The sequence below is a fragment of the Ochrobactrum sp. BTU2 genome, assembly GCF_024539785.1.
GTDB lineage: Bacteria > Pseudomonadota > Alphaproteobacteria > Rhizobiales > Rhizobiaceae > Brucella > Brucella anthropi.
Genome location: NZ_JAHWRG010000014.1, coordinates 20,609 through 45,306 on the forward strand (window position 1 = coordinate 20,609; position 24,698 = coordinate 45,306).

Below are 24,698 nucleotides of genomic sequence, written 5' to 3' on the forward strand. Positions count from 1 at the left end.
ACCCCTATTGAGAAGCTCGAAGCCGCCGCGCCGACAGGCGCCGAAGATCTAGTGCTTGATCTCTACAAGCAGATCCCGCCCACGCGCATCACCGATCTCTTGTTGGAAGCGGATGCAGCGACTGGCTTCACGGAAGCGTTCACGCATCTGCGCACCGGAGCGCCTTGCGCTGACCGGATCGGGCTGATGAACGTCATCCTTGCGGAGGGGGTCAATCTCGGCCTGCGCAAGATGGCCGACGCGACGAACACCCACACTTTCTGGGAGTTGATCCGCATAGGGCGATGGTATGTCGAAGGCGAAGCCTACGACCGGGCGCTGGCCAAGGTTGTCGAAGCGCAAGCGGCGTTACCCATGGCCCGGTTTTGGGGCATGGGTACGTCGGCTTCGAGCGATGGTCAGTTCTTTGTCACCACAGAGCAAGGTGAGGCCATGAATATGGTCAACGCTAAATATGGCAATACCCCGGGCCTGAAAGCCTACAGTCATGTCTCGGATCAGTATGCGCCGTTCGCAACCCAGGTGATTCCTGCAACGGCGAGCGAAGCTCCATACATCCTCGATGGTCTGCTTATGAACGATGCCGGTCGCAATATCCGCGAGCATTTCACCGACACGGGTGGCTTTACCGATCACGTATTTGCCGCATGTGCCATTCTCGGCTACCGCTTCGCCCCGCGGATTCGCGATCTTCCGTCCAAGCGGCTATATGCATTCAATCCTTCGTCCGCGCCGACGCATTTGAAGACCTTGATTGGCGGAAAGATCAATCAGGCCATAATCGAGCGGAATTGGCCTGATATCTTGCGCATCGCCGCTACGATTGCCGCTGGAAGCATCGCGCCCAGCCAAATCTTGCGTAAGCTCGCTTCCTATCCGCGGCAGAACGAACTGGCCACGGCCTTGCGCGAGGTCGGCCGCATCGAACGCACCCTGTTCATGATCGACTGGATTCTGGATGCCGATCTGCAACGCCGCGCCCAGATAGGGCTCAACAAGGGCGAGGCACATCACGCGCTGAAGCGGGCCATCAGCTTCCATCGCCGGGGCGAAATCCGCGATCGTTCCGCCGAAGGCCAGCACTACCGAATCGCTGGCATGAACCTGCTCGCGGCAATTATCATCTTCTGGAACACCATGAAGCTGGGTGAAGTCGTCGCTAACCAGAAACGCGATGGAAAACTGATATCGCCCGATGTTCTGGCTCACGTCTCACCTCTCGGATGGGAGCACATCAATCTCACCGGAGAATATCGCTGGCCAAAGTCTTAGCGTAGGATTCCGCCCCCTCCTGCAAACGACCCCTTCTTTGGCGCGCGGTTGATCAGGATGGGTTTGTCCTTGAAGTCCTCGTGCAAGAACACCGCAATACCAAGGCTGCCAAGCGCTTTATTCGTAAACTCTTATCTGAGCAAGGCTGTTCGCCTCGCGTCATGGTGAACGATAAGCTGGGTTCTTACGGTGCTGCAAATCTTGAGATCGGCCTGAGCGTTTGCGATCATCGTCAGCATAAGGGTTTAAACAATCGGGCAGAGAATTCGCATCAGCCGATCCGACGACGAGAGTGTGTCATGAAGCGCTTTAAATCAGCGCGGCATGTGCAACGCTTTACGTCGATACATGATCCCATTTACAATCTGCATCACTTTCCCCGCAACCAGTTCAACGCCGCCGATCATCGTGAGTTACGACAAACCGCCAACAACATGTGGCGTGAAATCGCTTGCCTGAAATCTGCATAGAAAATGCGTCAAAGAGTGAGTTACGTTGACTCTCAGGTTAACGTAACGGTGCCTTTAATACTGCGAGCCTACATGAATTCAATTGAAACAGATTGCAAAATTTTCAGCAATTGCCTGAACAGCAGCATGGATTGGTCCGGCGGTTAGGCTTGGCAGAACCGAGCCGTCAACAACATAGAGATTGTCTAATCCACGTAGGCGGAGGTTTGCATCCACGACCGACATTTCATCTTTGCCCATTCGACAGGTTCCTGAAGGATGGTGATGGGTGATGACAGCCTCGGCAATGAAAGCGTCTATCTCGTCGTTGGTTGCAAGTGGACCCGGAAACATTTCATGGTCTCGCCATGCATCCAGTTCAGAATGCTGCCCGATTTCGCGTGCAGCGGTAAGTGCTGCACGGAAGAGTTTCCTGTCATTTTCAGTCTGTAAGTAACATGGGTCTATGTGTAAGGGATCGTTTGGTTGTGATCCGGTTATTCGTATTTCACCCCGGCTTGTAGGGTGGGTAACACCAAAAAGGAAAGAGTAGGCGCTGCCCGGGGCAGGCGCATTGAAGCATTCAGAAACAATCGGTGCAACGCCACATCCGACCACGATTTCTGGTTGGCCATCAGCTGAAAAATCTCCTGCACGCATATAAGCCATGCTTTCAGAGTGTTGCAGACGTGACGGAGGCAAATGTTTTTTCGTGGCATAAAGATTACCCGCGCCAAGCAGATGATCCATCAGATTAAGTCCGAGTTCTGGCGCCTTGATGTGGCAGGTCACGCCGGCCTCGCGGAGTACGTCTTCACGCCCTATGCCAGAACGCATCAACAATGCAGGGCTTTCCAATGAACCGGCAGACAGGATGATTTCGCTTGCCGTAATGGTGGAAAGACCTTCGGGACCTGCCAGTTCAATTGCGGAAGCACGCGATTTTTCCAGTTTGAGATAGCGCGTGAGCGTGGCAGTCCTGATCGTCAGGTTTGGTCGAGCACAGACTTCGGGCGTAAGCCATGCTTCTGCGACAGTGATGCGGCGTCCCTCACGGATCATCAGGGAATTGGGTGTAACCCCAATCATTTGGCCAGTATTATGGCCAGAGATGCGCGGCAAGCCGAGGGCGTTGCCCGCTGACATGAATGCCCGTGCGAGTGGACTTACTTCGTCATCTGGAATCCACACTGGCATTGGACCATCTTTGCCGTGGATACCATCACCTCCAAACATATGGTCTTCGTTTGCCATGAAAGATGGCAGAAGACCTTGCCAGCTCCAGCGCTCATCACCTGTGGCTTCTGCCCAGGGGGTGAAATCAGCCGGGTGTCCTCGCATATAGCCCATGGCGTGGAGCAGGCTTGATCCTCCAAGCCCCTTGCCGCGTGCCCATGCAAAGCTTCTGCCTGCTGCGTGTTTCTGCGGTGTTGTCCTGTAGTCCCAGTCATAGCTGCGATGCTGGATGGCGGGCCACATGGATGGCTTCAAAATATCTGGGTCGGAAGGCGTTTCACCCGCTTCAATCAGCAAAACATTGCGCGCAGGGTTCTCGCTGAGACGCGCCGCGATAAGGGCGCCGGCAGAGCCGGCCCCGATAATTGCCACATCATATTGTGCCATGGTCTTACTTCTGATCTGCAGGAATAACTGCACCTTCCAGCGTCATCACTTCGCCATCGAGCGAAACGGAGCAATTGCGCAGCGGAATGTCGAGGTGGCATGGCGTATCGCGATCTCCGCCAGCTTCCGTATTTGGCCCGGATGACCACAGGAAATTGCCTGCAAAAGAGCGCGCATCCATGCCGAGCTGTGCTTCGGGGTTGTATAGGCCAAGAACGGTCCAGTTCGCGCGGTTTTCAAGTCCCCAGCCGACATGCGCCATGGCATAAGCGCGCGGATCATTGAAGCTTTCCATGAATTTGCGCATGAATTCAGCATCATAGCCGCCTTTGATGTCAACAATGAAGCCTTTTTCAATGGTAACGGTAATTGGCGAGCGGGCATATTTTTTGAACGGCAGCAGAATGTCGCCTTCGTCGATAACGATTGTACCTTCGGCACTGCCTTCATCCGGCCAGCGTGCGGAAAAGCAACTTGGCCAATGGTCCCAGCGGCCCGGCTCGTCGGCAAGGCCATATTGTGTAAGCACCGGATACTGACCAAGACGACAGCGGAAATCTGTGCCAGCTTTTGAGGTGACATGCATTTCTTTAGCAGCACCAATTTTTTTGGCAGCGGCAAGGACGCGCAGCTTGTCTTCCGGGCGCGGGATCTGGCGCATCATGATTGCCGGAGGCTCAACAGCAAGCAACATGCGCGTACCGGTTTTCAGTACCTGTTCCTGCTCTTTTGAGAACAAAAGCTGCAATGTGTCGATGACAAGATCGGATGCTTTGAGGCAGGCGAGTGCAGCATTATTGCCGTCCAGCGGTGTCTTGCCGATATAGCCGGATTTATCCGGCGAGATGGCCTTTTCGCTGTTCACAGGCGCAAGGTTAAGTTCGGTAACGACAGCGCCCAGATCAGAAGCGGCGAGCTTGGCGATATAAGCAATCTGTTTGTTGCTGTCGTCGCTTGTCAGAATTGTAACCTGCTCGCCAGCTTTCAGGTTGCACCTTTCGAGCACCTGTCTCCAGCCCTTCAAGAACTGTGCGTCACTGATAGACATGATAGATACCTCCGTTGGGCACTTGCCCGTTTGTTTGATCGCTGCATCCACGAGTGCTTTGGTTTGGGAAAACCGTACATTTTTATTATTGTGGTCGCAGTCAGCTCCCTTTGATTTGGTGTCTTATAACGCGGTCTGATTGGCCAGCGTGAAGAAGTTGCGGTTGTAGTGAAGCAGTGGCGAAGTCTCCGGGCCAAATCGAATGGCCTTAACCTTACCGATAAAGATTGAGTGGCTCTCTGTTTCTGAAACGGATGCGATTTCGCAGTCGAGGTTTGCCATTGCCAGATCAAGCGCAGGTGCGCCGGTTGCAAGATGCGTCCAGCTATAGGGAGCAAATTTGTCCTCGCCCATCTCGCCGATCTGGCCAGCAAAGCGCATGGCGATTTCCCTTTGGGCATCGGCGAGAATATTGACGCAGAAACTGCCAGCCGCAGTGATTGCCTTATGTGCTTCGCCAAAGCGATTGACACAGACAAGCATCGACGGTGGCGTGATTGACATGGAACAAACGGCTGTCGCCGTTAGTCCACGCCGGGTTTCACCTTCACCGGCGGTGATAATGTTGACGGTAGCTGCAAGCTGTCGCATCGCGGTGCGAAAATCATCGGTTAGCTGATCCGTTTGGGGATGGCTCATAATGTGCCTCCTTTCTCAGCGATTGCGGTTTCCAGAAAAAGTGCCGCCGAGGCAAGGCGATAATCTGCGCCGCGGGCACCGACGAGTTGAACGCCGACTGGCAGGCCTTTGGGCCCTTTGGACACCGGCAGACAGATGAGGGGCACCTGCAAAACGCTCCAGAGGCGGTTGAAGATAGGGTCGCCAGTCGGCATACCCTGAGGGGCTTCGCCGGGAGCGGCAAGTGTAAGGACAGCGTCGAAGCGGGATAAGATTGCATCCATCATGGAGCGAATTCCCGGAATTTCATGCATTGCTGCACGATAGCGGGCTTCGTCTATGCGGCCCTGATCTTCGAGCATGACGCGGGTAACGGGAGTCAATTCGTTCCAGTTATGGCTGATTTCGGAAGCAAGCGATTGAGTGACTTCCCAGCCCATGACAGCTTCATGTAGATCGAAGATACCGTCAAACCAGCTTGGCGCTGGAATAAAAGTCAACTCAGCGCCTGCTGCGCCGGCAATGGATGCGAGCTGGTTAACGGTTTCGATTGCATAGCCTTCAGCTTTTTCAAGCCGAGTTCCGAGCAGCACACCGATGCGTGGTCGCGCTGTTGGAGTGAGGTTTGCGAGTTCAGAACGTCCGCTGAGTGCTGCTGCACAATGGGTTGCATCGCCGATGTTGCGTGCGATGATACCGAGCGTATCAAGTCCGTGGCAGAGAACTTTTATGCCGACGGTATTGATCGCGCCGAAAGTTGGTTTGAAAGCCGTCACACCACAAAAACTTGCCGGGCGGATAACAGAACCCGACGTTTGTGTACCAAATGCCAGCGGCACCATGCCCGCTGCAACCGCTGCACAGGAACCGGACGACGAACCGCCGGGTGTGTGTGTTGGATTATGCGGATTGCGGGTTTTGTTGGGGCTTGCCATGGCAAGTTCTGTGCTGACTGTCTTACCTAAAATCAGTCCGCCGGAATTTTTAGCGATCTGCACCGCGGGCGCATCCCATGGCGGTTGAAAGCCTTTATAGATGGGTGTGCCATAACCAGTTGGCATGTCGATCGTATCAATCACATCTTTTACGCCAATCGGAACACCGGCGAGAGTTCCTGTGATTCCGTTGCTGTCAAAACGGTCGGCATTGGTGCGTACCTGTTCGATATTGAGATATTCCCATGCCTGTACCGGCCCGTCTTTTTCGGCGATTGCTTCGAGGCAGGCTTCTGTAACTGCGCGGGCGGAAAGCGTCTTGGCGTTGACGGCGGCAGCGATTTCGCGAGCATTCAGGGTAAGGATTTCTGAGTTTTTCATGGTGCTTTCCTTAGCCAAAAATCGCTGGACGCCGGTTGATCCACGGAGCCGCACGCTCCAACTCTGCTGCGAGGGAAAAGAGCAATGCGTCTTTTCCAAAGCCCGCTCCAATATGCGAGCCAATCGGCAGGCCTGATGGACTCATGCCAAGTGGAACAGACATTGCGGGGCAGCCGGACGCGTTGAAAACAGCGGTAAAGGGAGAGTGCGACCAGAACTGATCATAAAATGCATCAATGCTTTGGCCTTTACCTGCAAGCTTACCCAACAGGGGAGCGGGTTCGGCTGCAGCAGGGGTCAGCATGATATCATATTGGCTGAAGAACTTCGCCATTGCACGTGAAGACGCATGAAGCTGATTGATGGCCCAGAGGTAGCGCGTACCGGGAATTGCGAGTGCTTCGTGTACCCACTCCTGATTGACCGGTTCAAGTTTGGAGATGTTGGCTGATGTGGCATCACCGCCCGTCACGCCCAGAGCGACATTCACGCCTACAACGATCCGCCACGCTGCTTTCAGAGCTTCCGCATCATAGCCCGCATCAGCGACTTCTTCGACATGATGACCGAGGTCCTCAAGTAATTTGGCCGTTTCGCATATGCTTTCGACCATTTCAGGTGCAATGGGGCTGCCGTCAGGCGCATCGGCAATCATCGCTACTTTGAAACGTGGTGGCGTTTTATCGAGCGCTGAGAGATAGTTTTCGGAAATGTACGGTGAGGCCCATGGATCACCCAGATCGCTGCCGCCAGAAATATCCAGCATCGCCGCATTGTCGCGCACTGACCATGTAACTGCGTGGGGCGTGGACATGCCGCCGATAGCTTCTGCGGCAACGGGACCAACGGGATTGACCAATCGCGATGGCTTGAAACCGAACAATCCGCAATGATTTGCGGGGAGGCGTGTTGAGCCTGCGCCGTCGGAACTGTTGGCAAGTGGCACCATGCCGCTTGCAACGGCTGCGGTGGAGCCACCAGACGATCCGCCAGCCGTGCGGCTTAAATCCCATGGGTTGCGCGTTGGGCCGAAAGCTTCTGGCTCACTGGTAAAGCTCAAAGCAAATTCCGGCGTATTGGATTTGCCTAAGATTACCATACCAGCTGCCTTGTAGCGTGCTGTGATCGTAGAATCTCGTTTGCTGATCACGTTGCGCAGCAACTCAGAGCCACTCGACAGCAGCATTCCTTCTGCTTCAAAGCCAGTATTCTTGAGAAGCATAGGCACACCGGAAAGCGGGCTTTTTGCCAGTCCATCTTTGACTTGCTGCCGGGCTAGGTCGAAATGTGCGTGCACAACAGCATTCAGTTGCGGGTTAAGCCGCTCTATTCGTTCAATGCTTGCTTCAAGCACTTCGGTTGCGCTGATTTCACCTTTTGAAATCAGTTCACCGATTGCGATGCCGTCTTTTGTTGCCAGATCGTCCATCGTCTCAACCCATCTGCGCTTTAAAGAGGTCGAGATCCCACATATCTTTTGTGCCGGTCAGCAGCCCATCGCTGACTTCAAAAATATGTAAACCATCAAGCGCGATCTTGCGCGGTGTGGTATTCTCTGCGCGTGGTGTGAAAGTTCCGGTCATGTGGTAGGGGACTGCAATCTGATTGCCTGCGCGAATATATCCACGGCGCTCCCATGCAACATCCGGCAACATGCGCCAGAAGCCGGTCAGCCCTTTTGAAAGTGCTGAATGACCTTCGCGGCGCTTTCCCATTGCAACTTCTTCATGCCAGCCATCAGCATGATAAAGAGATGCGGCAGCTTCCGCATCGCGTGACGCGTAGGCTTCATAAAACTGGTCGACAAGCGTGGCGTGATCCATCGCAATCTCCAATATTCCCGAAAGGAAGAACCCCGCCCGATTTTCACCGGGCAGGGCATGCAGGGTCTATTCGATGCCAGCGATTTTCTTCACCTGAGCAACATAACCATCGCGTTTGACTTCGTTATAGAGTCGTGCGCGAAGAGCCGGTGCAGGCGTTGCGTTGACGTTTTCAAACAGGGCGACGCGGCCAGCCAGCGAGCCGGATGTCATATCCCAGATGAAGTTCATCAGCTGCTCTTTGACCATTGCCGAAACGCCATGTCCGGGCAGCAATTCATGCAGGAAGTGGCCGACTTCCGGATTGTCGAACGCTTTTTTGCCAAAGCGCATCACTAGTCCCTGACCACACATTTCCTGAAGGATATGGATGATCTTCGGATAGTTTTCGATCGAATAAAGGCGACCGGCAGTCAGCATGCCAACGTCCGGACGCATGACGTCGCCTTCGGTCGGAACTGCGAGTGCTTCTGCTGCTGTCACGAACGCACGAAGTGTCTGCGCATATTCGACGAGCTGTCCGAGCATCATCTGGACGGCAGGAATTTTGCCTGTGCCCAGATAGTCGAGAACCATCTGGCCTGCGCCGACAAACAATTCGGCCTTCACAGCAAGACGCGTCAGAACGTGCCAGTGAGCGAACACGCAGACAGGTCCATAATAGCTCATGGCCGTTGGGTCGCCGAGGTTGAACAGGCGTTCTTTCGGAACGAACACGTTATCGAACACGATGAACTGGTCGGCTTCTTCACCAAGGCTTGCGACCGGATGATCGAACTTGCTCGTCAACGGCTGCGAGACCATCTCACGCGAGATCATCTTGATGCCGGGCGTGTCGATTGGAACCGAACCCCAGATGCAGGCATCTGCCGGTGTTTCCTGAATGCCGCCGAGATTGGTGAAGAAAATATCGTTTGCCTGTGCGGCAATCGAACCTACGGTTTTTGCACCGTAGATGTAAACACCATCTTTGGTGACTTTGCGGGCCTTGAGCAGCGATGCTTCCGAAGCTTTTGGCGACGAGCGGTCAGCCTGTGGCCCTGCGAGGCTTTCCGATGCGGTCAGATTGTTGTTCTGACCATATTCCATATAGCGTTCGATGTTTTCCGCAAAATCCGGGTCGATACCTTCAATCAGCGACTTCTTTTTCTTGAAGGTCGGCATATAGGCGTAAAGGCCGACAACGATTGATGGTGCAAGATCCGGCGGGCGACCAAAGGTACCTGCGGTCTTGAGCGAGGTGTACTCGATCATTCGGCGACGCGCGGCAAGATCTTCCTTGGTGCGCGGAATCTGCCATGAACGGCTTAGGACTGCGCCTGCCTTCTCATCATAATAGGTGGTGGCGTCAGCATGTTCTTCAGTAAACTGATCATCGAACATCGAGGCGAGAAGGTCGATACCTTTCGCGAGTGCAGGTTCGTCATAAACGGAATTGAGTTTCTGACCGCCGACCCAAATCTGGCGATTATCTTTGAGCGACTCTTTGTATTCTTCGCCTGTCTTCAACCGATGCGGCTGACTTGCGATTTTTGCTGCTGTTCCCTGTGTCACATGGGCCTCCTATTGCAATTGGAATCGCGGGTGTTCCCCGTTTTTATTGAGCGTTTTCGGTATTTCGATCAGGCGCCTGCGGCCTTTTCGTCGCGCATCTGACGGATGACTTCCGTTGCAACACGCATGGAATCGAGTGCGGCGGGTACGCCACAATAGATCGCAGCCTGAAGAATAACTTCGACGATTTCTTCTTCCGTAACGCCGTTATTCAGAGCGCCGCGCACATGAATTTTTACTTCATGTGGACGGTTCAATGCAGTCAGCATTGCAAGGTTGAGAAAGCTGCGGGTTTTGCGCTCCAGCCCCGGACGGGTCCAGATTTCACCCCAGCACCATTCCGTGACCAGCTTTTGTAATGGAGCCGTCAGATCGTCTGCACTGGCCAGTGAGGGCGCTACATAGCCATCGCCAAGCACTTCACGTCTGACCTTCAGCCCTTTCTGGAATTGTTCACCGCTAAATTCGGGACGAGTCATGCATCTCTCCGTTAAGGTGGGCAGCACGGCTGTCGTTTTTGTTGTCTGGCTTCAGACTGATTTTGCCGTTCTGATTGTCCCAAGGTTAGACATGCCGGACTTGACCTGTCAATAGATTGTATGACAAGATTACGGTCATACTGAAAACAAAGTTCGGCAGTTTTCGGCAAACATCAACGTAAAGTGGGCAAATGATGACGGTTCCCGCGGCAGATTTTAACGAGAAACCAGAGCCTTTCGAGCTTTACGCACTTCGTTATGCCACTCATGTCGGACGGACGGCCAAAGATAATTTTCTTTATGCTGACCCGCATGAGTCGGGTGAAAATCTGGATTATTTCATCTGGCTGGCGCGTCGAGCAGACGAAATTTACGTCATCGATACTGGTTTTGGGCAGCAAGCAGCAGATACGCGGGGCCGGACGCTTTTGCGTCGTCCCGTTGATGCGCTTGGACTCATGGATGTGGATGCCGACCAAGTCAGAGAGGTGATTCTCACGCATCTTCATTATGATCACGCCGGAACCGTCAGTGCTTTTCCGTCAGCCCGCTTTCATCTTCAAGTCAATGAGGCAGGGTATGCGACAGGCCCATGTATGTGTGACCCGAAAGCGCGTGCGCCATTCGATGTTGAAAACATCGTTGATTATATCCGCAATCTTTATGCAGGTCGGATTGAGTTCCATCGTGGCGATAAGGAGCTTTCACCTGGCATATGGCTGCATTCGGTGCCGGGGCATAGTGCAGGTTTGCAGGCGGTTCGCGTTTACACGAAGCGCGGCTGGGTGGTTCTTGCGTCTGATGCGACGCATTTTTACGCCAATATGGAGCGTGAGAATCCATTTCCCGTATTGTTTGACGAGGCAGCACTCATTCGTGGTTATGCGCGATTAATTGAACTGGCTCCGACCCTTGATCATATCGTGCCGGGGCACGATCCGGCAGTGATGCGCGCCTATTGTGCGCCGTCGGAAACGCTTGACGGCATTGTTGTTCGATTGGATGTCGAGCCGGCTTTGACGTGGGAGGAACTGGCGCGATGAGTTCGGCAGCAGGTCGCGGTGTGCTGATTACAGGTTCAGCGCTAGGGTTGGGGCTTGAGCTTGCGCGGGTTTTTGCAAAAGCTGGAAACCGCATTTTCCTCACCGATATCCGATCGGAAGTAAACGATGTTGCAAAGGCTCTGGCTGATCAGACAGGTCAGTCGGTCGACGCTTTGGCGCTTGATTTATCACAAGAGGGGGCCGCAGATCAGCTTGTTGAGCATGCTAAAAAGCATTTGGGCAGTATCGACATTCTCATCAACAATGCGGTTATTCGTAAAATTTCGCCTGTGCAATCGCTGGCGGATTCTGACTGGGATCGTGCGCTTGAGGTCAATCTTTCAGCACCGTTTCGGCTGATACGGGCTTGCCTTCCCAACATGCGCGAACGTGGCTGGGGGCGGATCATCAATATGGCGTCTGTTTATAGTCTGATCGCTCTTGCAGAACGCGCGGATTATGTGACCACCAAACACGCGATGATTGGCCTGACGCGCACTGTCGCGCTTGAACTGGCTTCAACGGCAATTACCTGCAATGCCATTTGTCCGGGGCTGATGGCGACAGATTCAGCACTCGGTCGGATCAAAGTGCTGGCTGCTGAAAAAGGTTTAAGCGAAGAGGAAGCAACGCGTCTTTTCCTTTCAACCCGCCAACCGGGCGGAAAGTTTATTCCAATGGATACGGTGACTGCACTTGCATTGTTTCTTTGCGGCTCTGCCAGCGAAGGCATCAATGGTGCAGCAATACCGGTGGATAATGGTTGGTCTTTTGCCTGACAGCGGGATCAAGATAACAGGAGAGCGGAATGTCTGAAGTGGGTTTTATTGGGCTTGGTAATATGGGGCGCCCGATGGCGGAGCGGATCATTGGTGTAGGCTATAAGCTTGTGGTCAATGATCGTGCAGAAGCTGCGGTTGCAGCGCTGACAAATGCAGGAGCAGATGCGGCTAACAGCCTTGAAGAGCTTTGCGCCCGTGTAGAAACCGTGTTCCTGTCTCTCCCAACACCTGAAGTTGTTCTCGCTGTTGGACGCTCCATTGCAGCAAATCCCGGTGTTGTAAAACGCGTTGTCGATTTATCGACGACCGGCCCAAAAGCTGAAATGGATTTGGCCGAAATCCTGTCGGAAGCGAATATTGCCCTGATTGACAGCCCGGTTTCAGGCGGTGTCGCAGGTGCGAAAAAGGGAACTCTTGCCTTGATGGCTGCGGGGCCATCCGCGCATTTCAGTGTTGTTGAGCCGATGCTTTTGGCGCTTGGTAAAGTAATCCGTGTTGCCGAAGAACCCGGTAAGGCGCAGGTGATGAAGCTCATCAACAATATCTGCTCTGCTGCGGCACTTGCGATCACTTCTGAAGCGATGGTCATGGGTGCCAAAGCCGGACTTGATGCTGATGTCATGATCGAAGTGCTTAATGCTGGCTCGGGTCGCACATCGGCAAGTGTTGATAAAATTCCGCGTTTTGTGCTTCCGCGTGGCTTTGATTTTGGTTTCGCAATTGCGCTTTCTCTCAAAGATATTCGGCTTTGCCTTGAAGAAGCAGAACGACTTGGTGTGCCGATGCTGGTTGGCAATGCCGTGCGGATGCTGTTTTCCATCACCAAAGCTGATCTGGGGCCGGATGCAGATATGACTGCGATCATTCGGCCTCTAGAACAATGGGCTGGCACAGAAGTGCGCGGCAAAGCTGCTGGCGCATGACATGACAGGTTTGAGCGCTGCACTCGCCGAATTTGTTCATTCGCCACCGGCAATGCCTGATGCCGTGCGCGCTGCCGGACGGCGCTCGATGCTCAATATGGTGGGCACGGCGATAGGCGGTTCAAATGAAGCTGCAATCCAAAAGCTGGTGGCAATGCTGCCAGCTTTTTCAGGGCCTGCAACGGCAAGCTTGATCGGACGTTCAGAACGCGCTGATATGCTTTGGGCTGCGTACATCAATGCGGCCTCGGCCAATATTTTTGATTTCGACGACACCCATGTTCCGACAGTCATTCATCCGTCAGCCCCCGTAGCACCTGCCGTTCTGGCATTGGCAGAGACATTGGCTGCTGAAGGAAAGCCAATAGCAGGATCGAAACTGATTGAAGCTTTCGTTCTCGGGGCGGAAGTCACTTGTCGGCTGGGCAATGCCTTGCACCCGGTTCATTATGCGCGTGGCTGGCATATTACATCAACGTGTGGCGCATTCGGTGCAGCGCTTGCTGCGGGTAAATTATTGAAGCTTTCACCCGCGCAGCTTGTCGATGCTTTAGGGCATGCATTGGCGCAAGGTGCGGGTTCGGTTGAAACGCTTGGCACCATGTCAAAAAGCCTTTCAGTAGGGCAGGCTGCACGCGCTGGTTTGATGTCTGCTTTACTGGCCGCCAATGGCTACACGGGTCCCGCTACACCGCTTGAGGGTGCACGAGGGTTCTTGGCACTGCACTCCGATACGCCCGATTTTTCAGCCGTTACAGATGGACTTGGAAGCCGCTGGGAGATGTTGAAAAACACTTTCAAGCCTTATCCATGCGGCGTTGTTCTTAATCCGGTTATCGAAGCCTGTCTTGCACTTCATGCGCAATGCAATTTCAAAGCAGATGAAATTGCTTCGATAACATTTATCGGGCATCCGCTGCTGCGGCAGCGCACAGATCGTCCTAATGTGACGACTGGAAGACTTTCGCAGGTGAGTGCGCAACATGCCGTGGCAGTTAGTTTGCTGTGGGGGAGGGCGGATCTTGAAGCTTTTTCTGATCACGCTGTGCAAGATCAACAATTGAAGGATTTGGCGTCAAAGCTATCTTTCTCAGATGATCCTTCCTTTACATTTGAAGCTGCGGAAGTTTGTCTTTTGCTGCATGACGGACGCAAAATTCGGCACAGGATTGATGCTGCCAAAGGCGGGTTGGATCATCCGATGACAGATGCCGATCTTGCTGCAAAATTCCGGGCGCAGATGCGCTGGCGCGGGGGTGATCTCGATGCCGATAAGCTGATCGCTTCGCTTGAAACTATCGAAGATGCTGCCGATGGAACTGCTTTTCTCGCGATGACACGAGATAATACGGATATGAATGGGAGAGCGATATGAGCTTTGGGAAAATTGCCGATCCGATATTCACGCTGACCACCGGCCCGGTGGATGCCTATCCGGCAGTGCTGCGTGCGCTGTCGCGCCCTGTTCTCTATGATTATGATCCAGCCTTTCTGGCATTTTATGAATCTGTGAATGAGAAGGTGCAACGCGCTTTTCACACCGATACACCGCCGGTCATTCTTCAGGGAGAACCTGTGTTGGGGCTGGAGGCTGCGGCGGCTTCGCTTATTACCAAAAGCGATGTGGTGCTTAATCTCGTCTCAGGTGTTTATGGCAAAGGTTTTGGCTATTGGGCGGCACGCTACGCAAAAGAAGTCGTAGAACTGGCAGTTCCCTACAACGAAGTGCTGACGGCTGAAGCGGTCGCGGATTTCTTGAAGAAACGGCCTGATGTTACCGTGGTTTCGATTTGTCACCATGATACACCATCTGGAACAGTTAATCCGGTTGCCGAAATTGGCGCAGTTGTAAGGGCTGCGGGCAAGCTGTTTATTGTGGATTCCGTTTCAGCCTTTGGTGGTATGGATGTTCTGCCAGAGACATCGTTTGCGGATGTTTTTGTAACGGGTCCGAATAAATGTCTGGGTTGCCCGCCCGGATTGACCTTGTTGCATGTAAGCGACGCTGCATGGGAAAAAATGGCCGCTAATCCTGATGCGCCACGCGCCTCAATTCTTTCGATTGTTGACTGGAAAGATGCGCACAGGGCAGACCGACCATTTCCGTTTACGCCTTCAGTTTCCGAGATCAACGCGCTTGATGCAGCGCTTGATATTTATCTCGATGAAGGCGAGGAAAACGTCTGGGCGCGCCATGCACTCACTGCAAAGACCTGTCGGGCAGGGGTGCAGGCAGCAGGACTGAAACTCTGGGCGGCACGCGAAGAGATTGCCTCGGCAACATGTACAGCCGTGGCAATCCCTGACGGCATTGATGAAGCGAAACTGCGTGCTTCTATTCGCGATCTTTATGGGGTCGTCTTTTCATCGGGTCGTGGTGAAACACTCGGAAAACTGACCCGCATCGGGCACATGGGGCCGACGGCTCGCCCGCCGTATTCGCTGATATCCGTTGCGGCAATTGCCGGTGGTCTCAAGGCTGCGGGCGTTTCTGGAATTGATGTAGGTGCAGGGGTTGCGGCTGCGATGGCGGTGATAGAAGCGGCACAAAATTGAAGTTTTGCACGTTAAACAGGCATGGTCGGAAATCTGATGCTTTCAAAACAAGCAATTAGCGTATAGTAATACGGTAATACCGGTCCCCATACACCAAAAGGGGTATAAACTTATGACTGTATCCATGAATGGGCGAACGCCGCCCATTGATTTTAAAGTGATAAAAGCGGCGGCTCCCGTGCGTCACAGCGTGACGGAAAGCATCCGCAATTCGATTGCAGTGGGATATTTTACGGCAGGCCAGCGCATTACAGAGCGCGATCTGTGTGAGATGACGGGTGTCAGCCGTACGGCTGTGCGCGAGGCTCTTCGTCAGCTCGAAAGTGAAGGGCTTGTTGAAGTCGTACCGCATCGCGGGCCGATTGTGGCACGTCTGAAGCCGGAGCAGGCAGAGGGCATCTATCAGGTTCGTGTAGAGCTTGAAGGGCTTGCTTGCGAGCTTTTTGCCCGCAATGCAACGGACGAAGATATTGAGGCGCTTAAAGCTGCTTTTGAAGTGCTCAAGCAAGGTGACAAAGTCACCGATCCGTTGGAACGCCTGCAAGCCAAGAATGCTTTTTATGATTGCCTGATTTTCGGCGCACATAATGAAGCGCTTGGTCATACGCTGTCATCGCTCAACGCGCGGGTCATGGTTTTGCGTGCGACGTCGCTTGGTGCGCCGGGGCGTACGCGTGAGAGTCTGGCTGAGCTTGAAGAAGTGGTTGGTCATCTTGCTGCAAGACGCGGCAAGGAAGCGCGCAAGGCGGCGGCTTACCACGTCATGAACGCGGGTAAGGTTGCAATAGCTATTCTGCGAGAGCGAATTGCCGAAGAGGCTGATGCCTGATTAGTATGCCGGGGCTTTGCCCCGGCATTTTCATTTTGCGCTCTATATCCCCTGCGTCGCGCCGCCATCGACATTGATAACCGTGCCATGCACATAGGCAGCCGCTGGGCTGCACAGGAAGCGCACGACGTCTGCAACTTCGTCTGCCTCGCCATAACGCTGGATGCCTTGCGCCTCGCGGATTTCTTCGCGTGCAGCTTCGATGGAAATATTGCGTTCTTTTGCCAATACTTCGATCCGGCGGCTTAAACGATCAGTCACGATATGGCCGGGACAGAGCGTGTTGATCCGCATGCCTGTGCCCTGCGCACGTTTGGAAATTGCCTTTGTAAAGTTGATAAGGGCCGAATTGACTGATCCACCGATGGTAAAATCGGGCTCAGGCGTATGCGCGCCAACGCCTGATATATTCACGATGTTTCCCTTGCTTTGAGACAAAGCATCCCAAGCAGCACGGCAAAACCGAACTGTTGCATGAAACTTGAGAGCAAATCCCTCATGAAAATCTTCGTCTGTTAGCGATAAGAAATCACCCCGCTTGGTTGCGCCAGCATTGTTGATGAGCGCATCAATTTGCCCGGTTACAGCGAGCGTTTCGGATACGACTTTTTCAGCAGCGCCAGCATGTGAAAGATCGGCAGCAACGATGACGATCTGCGGCGAACCAGCGGCGCGGACGAGTTCCGCAGTTTCTTCCAATGCTGCTCCATCACGAGCACAAAGGCTTAGTGCGAATCCATCTTTTGCCAGTCCGATAGCAAAAGCTCGACCCAGTCCGCGGCTGGCTCCAGTGACAATTGCAGTGCGCATTTTTTACTCTCTCGTGTATACTGCTGACATAATTTCAGATTTTTCTGTTTAAATACAGCAAGATAAAAGAAAAATCGTAAAATCGCCTCTAGTTGATTTTTTCATTATTGTATTACGGTATGATCATGCTATCGTATTCTCGCACTGTCAATCGGGGTTGTGGCTTTTGGGTTACCGAGATCGCCTAAGTGATCCGCTTCAAAAACCTCCCCTTCCGTAACTGAGGCGTCAGATGCAAGGCTGTGGTGGATTAAAAGTCAGCTTGAATGGGTTTCGTCACGAGGGGGTGCATCGTGTTGTTGCGGTGTCTGCCACACAACGTAAACGGATCGGCTTCGGGCTAACGCCTGCACGTCGTTCCATCGGAATTTCTGCCCGCGTTGCCCAGTCATTGCCTTTGTGGCCACACCAGATGCGCTGCACTGCCATCTCGTTGCCGACTGTATTGAGCTGGAAGACGTTGCCCGTTTTCACATCCACGCCAAAGCTGAAGGATCGGCTGGCGCCAGGGCTGACTTCACCGAGGTCTGCTGAAAACCAATGCGCGATTGAAGCAGAGCATACCAATGCGGTTTTGCCACTGTTCTCGACCGTAATATCAAGCGACTGTGCATTAACTGCGGCAGATGCCGTATTAAAGCCAAGAATTGCTAAAGCAAGAAAGGTAAGTTGAGTTTTCATTTTGAAACATTGCTCCCGGTTATACTTTAAAAATCATCCGGGATTGATTAAATAGTCAACAAAAATCTATAAATGGGAACAATAAAATGAGAAAAACAATAGCAGGAACAGTCAGTAGTGCTGTGCTGGCTCTCGCCCTGAGTGGCTGGATGTCAAGTAGTGCTTTGGCCGAGGAAATTACATCCATCGCTATTCTGGCCCCGGAAATGGGAACTGATATGGGCTGGAACCAGCAAGGCGTCGATGCTGCGAAAGCGGCAGGCGAAGCCGCTGGCGTCAAGGTGGTTGTTGCCGAAAATCTTGGTTATGGCGACGTTCGCCCGACACTGCGCGAACTTGCTGAAGATGGCGCTGGTCTGCTGATTGCACATGCATCTGGCTACAATACAGCCGCACCGGAAATCGGTGCCGAAATGAATATTCCTGTCGCTATTGTCGATAGCCCGGACAAGCTTGCTGAAGGCAAGATTGCTGATTACACGGCTGCTGGCAGCGACGGTGCATATCTCGCGGGCCGACTGGCCGCAAAGATGAGCAGAACCAAGGTTGTTGGGATCGTCGTATCCGGTGAGCCGCCGTCGTGGAACAACATGTCAGTTGCTTTTGCGCAAGGCGTGAAGGCTGAAAATCCAGAAGTTGAAGTTCGCTATGCCGTGATTGGACCGGCTGCATATGCCGATGCTGCTGGCGGTAAGCGCGTGGCGGAAACGGTTATTTCTTCTGGTGCCGATATTATCTTCGGACAGGGCAATGGTTCAAGCTTTGGTATGTTGCAAGCCGTTGAGACGACACCTGCCACCGATGGCGGAAAAGCCTATTTCATTGATGTGATCGGCGATAAAACGTCGATTGACAAAGGCAATCTACTTTCCTCGGTTATCTGGGATCTGACGCCGGTTTATGCTGCGATGATCAAGGATTTGAAGGACGGAAAATACGGTAGCCACAACTATAACATCAAGCTGAGTGATGGCAGTCTTCGACTTCTGAAGACCAAAAACATACCGGATGATGTCTGGAAACAAATGGAAGCTCTGCAGGCTGATGTTGTTTCGGGCGCTATCAAGGTAGAGCCAAAGTTTGATGCAGATAGCGTTCACGTACTGGTAAAAACTGTCGCCTCCAAGTGAGCCAGCCTGCTCTTAAACTCGTCTCGTCGCATTCGTCAAAATGCCATTAATTGGGGCGTTTGATGCTGTGAGCAATGAACTTACATCTTGCCGGACCGCCTTTGAAAGCGGCCCGTCAAGATGCGACGAGACGGATTTGCATGAAGGATAGTGAGATGCAGGCGTCAGTTATAAACGTAGCCTTTCCATCGAATTCTAAGGCAAAGCCATTTGTGGGTCTGCGTGGTATAACCAAACGCTTTCCCGGAGTGATTGCCAATAATAATGTCAGCACAGATATCTGGCCCGGCGAAGTTCATGTTTTGCTGGGGGAAAATGGTGCCGGAAAATCTACTTTGGTCGGCATGTTGTCAGGCTTACAGCAGCCAGACGAAGGATTTATCGAGATTGACGGCTCGGCGGTCAACATAACCTCTCCGCGTCACGCCCTCACATTGGGAATAGGAACGGTGTTTCAGCACTCGATGCTGGTGCCAAGTCTGACTGTCGTCGATAACTTTACCCTCGGCGGTACATGGTGGCGCAAGCCAGACCGAAGTGGCATTGCGAAACGTATCAATGAAACAGCAAGTCGTATCGGTTTGCGCGTTGATCCTTTTGCGCTGGTTTCGAGCCTTTCTCTTGGCGAGCGTCAGCAGGTCGAAATTTTGCGCGCCTTGATGCGCGGCAGTCGCTGTCTCATTCTGGATGAGGCAACTGCCATGCTGACGCCCAATGAGGCCGTTTCTCTCGGGCAATTGATGCGCCGACTGGTTGCTGAAGGGCTGGCGGTGATTTTCATCACCCATAAGCTTAATGAAGCACTTGCTTATGGCGACCGGATTTCTGTGTTGCGCCTTGGTAAAAATGCTGGTGCAATTACACCTGACGAACTCAATGAGAATAGCGATCAGCAGAATACGGCCAATATTATTCGTTTAATGTTTGGCCAGTCAGCGACTGACGATAGCGCGAGCGATTATCACGCTACCCGCGAATTGGGTTCTGTTGTGCTGGAGGTTTTAAAGCTGAATTCGAACGCGGGTCGTATTCCGGTCCGCGATGTTTCCATTGTACTGAGATCGAAGGAAGTCCTTGGCATTGCAGGCATTGATGGCAATGGCCAGAAAGAACTGGCAGAAGCCTTGGCCGGGCAAACAGCTTGTTCGGGTAGTGTGAGGCTGCATGGTGCGGAAATTGGCTCGCTAACAGTAGGCGAGCGTCGCACGGCGGGATTGCGTTACGTAACCGACGACAGGTTGGGCGAAGGGACCGTAGGGACATTCGCTGTCGCTACCAATTTCTTGCTTAAAGATATTGGTGCTTCGCCTTTCTGGAAAAAAGGCATCGAAAAGCCGCAGTCCATTCGCTCGCAGGCGCAGGATCATGTGCGTAATTTTGATATTCGCACGCCAGATGTACAAACGCCTGTCGGAACTTTGTCGGGCGGCAATATCCAGAAAGTACTGTTGGCACGCGAACTGACCGGATCTGCGGAAGCGGTTATCTTCGCAAAACCGACCTATGGCCTTGATGTGAAAAACATACGTGCCACACGACAGCGCATTCGCGATGCAGCCGATGCTGGCAAAGCGGTTTTGCTGATTTCGACAGACCTTGATGAGCTTCTTGAACTGGCGGATCGGGTCGCTGTGATCGATCAGGGCAGGATCGTTGGCACAGTTCAAAATGGTGTGGGCGCGCGCGATGCAATCGGTCGCCTTATGAGTACCGGAGAAAAAGAATGAGCGATCAACAGGCTGGCACGGCTGGAGCGGTAAGCCCGACTATGCGTTCGCCCTTTGCGGCCTGGGGCAAAATAATGACTGTCAGCATTGGTCCTTTGATCGCTGCTTTGATCTTGGGAGGGCTTATCCTCCTGGCTATGGGTGTTAACCCATTGAGTTATTATGCCTATGTTGTGGAGCGAGCGATATTATCGCCATCAGGCTTGTCGGCCACACTCACGCGTATGGGACCATTTCTGCTGATTGCGGCGAGCCTGATAGTCGCTTTCCGTGCTGGCATATGGAATCTTGGCGGTGATGGGCAATTCCTGCTTGCGGCTGTGATCGTTGCCGCAACAACACCTTTGATGCATGCTGCAGGACTTCCGATCTGGCTTAATCTGGCACTGGGTCTGATCATAGGACTTGTGATTGGCGCTCTTTGGGGGCTTTTGCCTGCAACGCTCAAAGCGTGGCATGGTATCAATGAAATCATCACCACATTGATGATGAGCTTTCTTGGTGTTTCGCTTGCTAATGTTCTGGTTAAGCTAGCCTTTCTCGATCCGGCAACCACAACGCCGCAGACCCGGACTTTGCCGGTCGATGCGCGTCTGCCGAAGCTGTTTGATACCACCATTTCGTCGGGTTTGATTGTGGGTCTGGTCGTTATCATCGCTATGCATCTGATGATGACGAAAACATCGTTCGGGATGAAATTGCGTCTCGTGGGCGCAAATCCGCGCGCCGCCGTTCATGCGGGCCTTTCTGTGCCGAAGCTGACAATCGCGGTCTTTGCAATTTCCGCTGGTTTGGCCGGTCTCTCTGGTGCTGTCGATATTTTGGGAACACAGGGCAATGTGCGTGCAGACTGGAACCCGGCATATAGCCTCACCGTCGTACCGCTGGTTTTCCTTGCCCGTTTGAATGGCTTCGGATCAATCGCTTACGTCTTTTTGTTTTCTGCGCTGACAATTGGCGGCGAGAGTGCCGCACGTCGTCTTGGTGTGCCGAGCTTCTTCTCGCTGGTCATTGTTGCACTATTGCTGATCATGCTGGCGCTGGCTGAATATATCGACAAACACCGCCAATACCGTGCGAAGATCTGAGGAAAGACAATGTCACTTTTTACCGAAAGTTTCATCATCACTTTGTTTCTCGGGGCAATTGCTGCGGGAACGCCACTTTTGCTCGCGGGGCTTGGTGAGCAGCTTTCCGAGAAGGCTGGCGTACTCAATATTGGCCTTGAGGGCATGATCCTCGCGGGTGCCTATGCTGGCTTTCTTGTCGCCTGGAGTACAGGCAATATGGGGCTGGGCTTTGTCGGGGGCGCTGCTGCTGGCGCTTTTGTTGCAGCATTCATGGCCCTGCTTTGTGTGCGTTTGGGCCTCAATCAGATTGTTATCGGCATTGCGCTCACTCTTGCGGTGCAAGGTCTAACTGCATTGCTGCATTTTGTACAATTCTCGCGCAGCTATCCGCGTTTGGATGGCGCAGCCAAATGGCCGATCTGGCCATTGTCGGAAATTCCGGTGATCGGTCCCATTCTGTTTAACCACAATCCAATAGTCTATCTGGCTGTTGCGCTGGTCGCTGTTTTTGCATGGGTTTACAGAATGACCCATTGGGGTACGGCGTTGCAGGCGGCGGGCGATAAGCCGGCAGCATTGGATGCAACGGGTGTCGATGTGGTGCGAACCCGCAGTACCGCGGTATTGATAACGGGCGCACTTGCCGGTCTTGGCGGTGCATTCATGTCGGTGGCGGTTGCTGGCGTATTCATTCCTTTCATGAGTCACGGCAATGGTTTTATCGCGATCGTCCTTGCGATGCTGGCCCGTGGTCGCCCTTTATGGGTGCTTGGTGGCGCGCTTCTTTTTGGCGCAAGTTTGTCGCTGGCGACAGCTTTGCAGGTGGCTGGCGTTAACGTGCCAACTGATGTCATTCAGATGCTGCCATTCGTTATGGTAATGCTGGTGCTGTTGATCGCAGGGCGTAAAGCCAGCCTTCCACAGGCTTTGGGCGAAAGCTTTGTACGCGGAGCACGCTAGACGTTAGGACTAAAGCATGTTCATCGAAAGCGCGTTTGTCTCTCAGTCTGTCATAAAGCCAATCGAGATTGTGCGGAATGGCAATCTGGCAGGCACTCGTCTGGCACGCGGTGTGATTGCGTTGGGAAATTTTGATGGCTTTCATTTAGGCCATCAATTCCTGATCAGCAAAGCTCAGCAAATTGCAGGTCAGACACGTCCGGTTGCAATCATGTCCGTTGAACCGCATCCGCGCCAGTTCTTCAATCCCAATGTGCTTTTAGAAAGACTGGCGCTTCCCGAACAAAAACACCGCACAGCTGAAATGCTGGGTATCGATTATATTTTTGAGCCAAGATTTGATAAAGAGTTCGCATCGCTGACACCTGATATGTTTGTGTCTCATGTGCTCCATCAAAATCTAGATGTTTCCCATGTGATTGTAGGTGAAAATTTTCGCTTTGGTGCAGCGCGAAAAGGGGATTGCAACGCTTTGGTAGAGCTTGCCGGAAAATATGGAGTGAGTGTCGATGTCATTCCGCTAAAATCTGAGTTTTCATCCACGCGTGTTCGAGAGGCGTTGAGCACAGGCGATCTGAATTCCGCAGAACGATGTCTGGGCAGGACTTGGGAAGCGAATATAGTTTACAGAGATGGTAGTTTTCGTTTGGCTGAAGGCCTTATTCTTCCGAAAGAAGGTAGGTATATTTTGAGGCGTCAGCCGAGCGGGGCTGAATTCATTGCACGCCTAACAAGTGACGGGAGAGTTTTTTCTCCAGACATATATTCGGGTAAGGTGCATTTTATCGCACGTTTATCCAAATAGTTTCATCGCTTTCATGTGCAATTGATCAGATTCGTTCCCCAAGTATGTAAAGCGGGGGAACTGGGATTATCGACACGGTAGTTCATGCATTTATAAGAAAACAGGATTTAGTTATCCGAGGGTAATCCCCCCGTTTTTAATGGGGCTCTGCAGTAGAATTTACGCGGCCATTTTCAGTTTCTGTGCGGGCGTTATGCCGCCGATGCTCATATTGGGCCGTTCATTGTTGTAGGTCCATAGCCACTGCGTGGCGAATTCCTGTGCCTCCTCGATACTTTCAATGATGTATTGGTCGAGCCATTCATGTCGGACGGTGCGGTTGTAGCGCTCGACATAAGCGTTCCGTTGCGGCTTTCCGGGCTGGATGTGGCTCAAAGCAATTCCTTGCGTTTCAGCCCATTCCATCAGTTTGCCACTGACGTATTCGGGTCCATTATCCACACGAATGGCGAACGGTTTGCCTCGCCATTCGATGATCTGGTTGAGGCTTCGGATCACGCGCTCGGCGGGTAGCGAAAAGTCTACCTCGATCCCTAGCCCCTCACGGTTGAAGTCGTCCAGGACATTCAACAGCCGGAACTGCCTGCCGTCTTCCAAACTTTCTGCCATGAAGTCCATTGACCAGACCAGGTTCGGCGCATCCGGTACAGTCAAGGCATCGGGTTTGTCCCGCTTCAAACGCTTGCGTGGCTTGATCCTGAGGTTCAACTCCAACTCGCGGTAGATGCGGTAGACGCGCTTGTGGTTCCAGCGATGTCCCCGGACATTCCGCAGATAAAGAAAACACAGGCCAAAGCCCCAGGTCTTCTTCGCCCGCGTCAGTCCGATCAGGAGATCGGCGATCTGTCCGTTCTCGTCGTTCAGCTTGGCGCTGTAACGATAGCAGGTCTCGCTGACCTCGAAGGTGCGGCAGGCAAGCGCAATGCTCACCCCGTGCAACGCCACTGCTTTCCCGGCCATCTCTCGGCGTTGAGACGGCCGTGTTATTTTTTCCCCAAGGCTTCCTTCAGCAGTTCTGCCTGCATGCTCATTTCGGCATACATCTTCTTCAGCCGCCGGTTCTCATCCTCCAGAGCCTTCATCTGGCTGATCATCGAGGCGTCCATGCCGCCATACTTCGAACTGGACTTGTCACGGTTTGCTTCCGCCTCCTTGAATAGACTATTTGTCATTAAGGAGAAGATTTATGGCAGTTTCACA

At 53.0% G+C, this 24,698-nt stretch carries 21 protein-coding genes and 3 pseudogenes; 13 read left to right on the top strand and 11 right to left on the bottom strand.

Annotated features, from left to right (window positions below; genetic code table 11):
* Positions 1-6: 6 nt before the first annotated feature.
* Both KWJ32_RS23655 and KWJ32_RS23660 read left to right on the top strand, forming a co-directional pair.
* Positions 7-1,272 (top strand): annotated as a pseudogene (locus tag KWJ32_RS23655) (Tn3 family transposase); the annotation flags it as partial.
* Between the two features lie 23 nt (positions 1,273-1,295).
* A pseudogene (locus tag KWJ32_RS23660) lies at positions 1,296-1,742 on the top strand (DDE-type integrase/transposase/recombinase); the annotation flags it as partial.
* A 78-nt stretch (positions 1,743-1,820) separates the two neighbouring features.
* Here KWJ32_RS23660 and KWJ32_RS23665 read toward each other — a convergent pair.
* From KWJ32_RS23665 to KWJ32_RS23700, 8 genes are all read right to left on the bottom strand, one after another.
* The gene (locus KWJ32_RS23665) at positions 1,821-3,344 is read right to left on the bottom strand and encodes a GMC family oxidoreductase (RefSeq protein ID WP_256886325.1); all 1,524 of its coding nucleotides are present in this window, start codon (positions 3,342-3,344) and stop codon (positions 1,821-1,823) included.
* Positions 3,345-3,348: 4 nt separating this feature from the next.
* Positions 3,349-4,392, bottom strand: coding sequence for a 2,5-dihydroxypyridine 5,6-dioxygenase (locus KWJ32_RS23670; protein ID WP_256886326.1), 1,044 nt, complete (start codon positions 4,390-4,392; stop codon positions 3,349-3,351).
* Positions 4,393-4,515: 123 nt separating this feature from the next.
* Positions 4,516-5,031: a flavin reductase family protein gene (locus KWJ32_RS23675; protein ID WP_256886327.1), complete on the bottom strand. Its 516-nt coding sequence runs from the start codon at positions 5,029-5,031 to the stop codon at positions 4,516-4,518.
* Positions 5,028-6,326: an amidase gene (locus KWJ32_RS23680; protein ID WP_256886328.1), complete on the bottom strand. Its 1,299-nt coding sequence runs from the start codon at positions 6,324-6,326 to the stop codon at positions 5,028-5,030. The genes KWJ32_RS23675 and KWJ32_RS23680 overlap by 4 nt, the downstream gene beginning before the upstream one ends.
* Before the next feature lie 10 nt (positions 6,327-6,336).
* Entirely contained in the window at positions 6,337-7,755 is a 1,419-nt protein-coding gene (locus KWJ32_RS23685) for an amidase (RefSeq protein ID WP_256886329.1), read from the bottom strand.
* 4 nt (positions 7,756-7,759) lie between these two features.
* Entirely contained in the window at positions 7,760-8,149 is a 390-nt protein-coding gene (locus tag KWJ32_RS23690) for a nuclear transport factor 2 family protein (protein ID WP_256886330.1), read from the bottom strand.
* A gap of 66 nt (positions 8,150-8,215) precedes the next feature.
* Positions 8,216-9,703, bottom strand: a complete 1,488-nt coding sequence (locus KWJ32_RS23695) for a 4-hydroxyphenylacetate 3-hydroxylase N-terminal domain-containing protein (RefSeq protein WP_256886331.1) — start codon at positions 9,701-9,703, stop codon at positions 8,216-8,218.
* Positions 9,704-9,771: 68 nt separating this feature from the next.
* Entirely contained in the window at positions 9,772-10,182 is a 411-nt protein-coding gene (locus KWJ32_RS23700) for a carboxymuconolactone decarboxylase family protein (RefSeq protein WP_256886332.1), read from the bottom strand.
* A gap of 191 nt (positions 10,183-10,373) precedes the next feature.
* Between KWJ32_RS23700 and KWJ32_RS23705 the strand changes: the two genes are divergently transcribed.
* The 6 genes from KWJ32_RS23705 to KWJ32_RS23730 all read left to right on the top strand — a co-directional run bounded on the left by KWJ32_RS23705 (position 10,374) and on the right by KWJ32_RS23730 (position 16,315).
* Entirely contained in the window at positions 10,374-11,225 is an 852-nt protein-coding gene (locus tag KWJ32_RS23705) for an N-acyl homoserine lactonase family protein (protein ID WP_256886333.1), read from the top strand.
* Entirely contained in the window at positions 11,222-12,004 is a 783-nt protein-coding gene (locus KWJ32_RS23710) for an SDR family NAD(P)-dependent oxidoreductase (RefSeq protein ID WP_256886334.1), read from the top strand. The genes KWJ32_RS23705 and KWJ32_RS23710 overlap by 4 nt, the downstream gene beginning before the upstream one ends.
* A 29-nt stretch (positions 12,005-12,033) precedes the next feature.
* On the top strand, positions 12,034-12,930 hold the full coding sequence (locus tag KWJ32_RS23715; RefSeq protein WP_256886335.1) for an NAD(P)-dependent oxidoreductase: 897 nt from the start codon (positions 12,034-12,036) through the stop codon (positions 12,928-12,930).
* A 1-nt stretch (position 12,931) separates the two neighbouring features.
* Complete coding sequence (locus KWJ32_RS23720; protein WP_256886336.1) at positions 12,932-14,305, top strand: MmgE/PrpD family protein; 1,374 nt, start codon at positions 12,932-12,934, stop codon at positions 14,303-14,305.
* Positions 14,302-15,486 carry an alanine--glyoxylate aminotransferase family protein gene (locus KWJ32_RS23725; RefSeq protein WP_256886337.1) on the top strand — a complete coding sequence of 395 codons (1,185 nt, stop codon included), beginning with the start codon at positions 14,302-14,304 and terminating at the stop codon, positions 15,484-15,486. Before KWJ32_RS23720 ends, KWJ32_RS23725 begins: the two co-directional genes overlap by 4 nt.
* Positions 15,487-15,664: 178 nt before the next feature.
* A complete protein-coding gene (locus KWJ32_RS23730; RefSeq protein ID WP_256886338.1) occupies positions 15,665-16,315 on the top strand; it encodes a GntR family transcriptional regulator in 651 nt (216 codons plus the stop codon).
* A 42-nt stretch (positions 16,316-16,357) separates the two neighbouring features.
* On the opposite strand, the gene KWJ32_RS23735 is transcribed toward KWJ32_RS23730, so the two are convergent.
* The gene (locus tag KWJ32_RS23735) at positions 16,358-17,125 is read right to left on the bottom strand and encodes an SDR family oxidoreductase (protein WP_256886339.1); all 768 of its coding nucleotides are present in this window, start codon (positions 17,123-17,125) and stop codon (positions 16,358-16,360) included.
* Between the two features lie 276 nt (positions 17,126-17,401).
* Complete coding sequence (locus KWJ32_RS23740) at positions 17,402-17,806, bottom strand: hypothetical protein (protein WP_256886340.1); 405 nt, start codon at positions 17,804-17,806, stop codon at positions 17,402-17,404.
* Positions 17,807-17,892: 86 nt separating this feature from the next.
* Here KWJ32_RS23740 and KWJ32_RS23745 point away from each other — a divergent pair, with 86 nt between their 5' ends.
* The 5 genes from KWJ32_RS23745 to KWJ32_RS23765 all read left to right on the top strand — a co-directional run bounded on the left by KWJ32_RS23745 (position 17,893) and on the right by KWJ32_RS23765 (position 23,498).
* Entirely contained in the window at positions 17,893-18,936 is a 1,044-nt protein-coding gene (locus tag KWJ32_RS23745) for a BMP family protein (protein WP_256886341.1), read from the top strand.
* 101 nt (positions 18,937-19,037) lie between these two features.
* A complete protein-coding gene (locus KWJ32_RS23750) occupies positions 19,038-20,663 on the top strand; it encodes an ABC transporter ATP-binding protein (protein ID WP_256886342.1) in 1,626 nt (541 codons plus the stop codon).
* A complete protein-coding gene (locus tag KWJ32_RS23755) occupies positions 20,660-21,751 on the top strand; it encodes an ABC transporter permease (protein WP_256886343.1) in 1,092 nt (363 codons plus the stop codon). Before KWJ32_RS23750 ends, KWJ32_RS23755 begins: the two co-directional genes overlap by 4 nt.
* 9 nt (positions 21,752-21,760) lie before the next feature.
* Positions 21,761-22,693 (top strand): ABC transporter permease, encoded by a 933-nt coding sequence (locus tag KWJ32_RS23760; RefSeq protein ID WP_256886344.1) that lies wholly within the window; start codon positions 21,761-21,763, stop codon positions 22,691-22,693.
* 16 nt (positions 22,694-22,709) lie between these two features.
* The gene (locus tag KWJ32_RS23765) at positions 22,710-23,498 is read left to right on the top strand and encodes an FAD synthetase family protein (RefSeq protein ID WP_256886345.1); all 789 of its coding nucleotides are present in this window, start codon (positions 22,710-22,712) and stop codon (positions 23,496-23,498) included.
* Between the two features lie 159 nt (positions 23,499-23,657).
* Here KWJ32_RS23765 and KWJ32_RS23770 read toward each other — a convergent pair.
* Positions 23,658-24,619: pseudogene (locus KWJ32_RS23770) on the bottom strand (IS3 family transposase); the annotation flags it as partial.
* Positions 24,620-24,698: the final 79 nt, after the last annotated feature.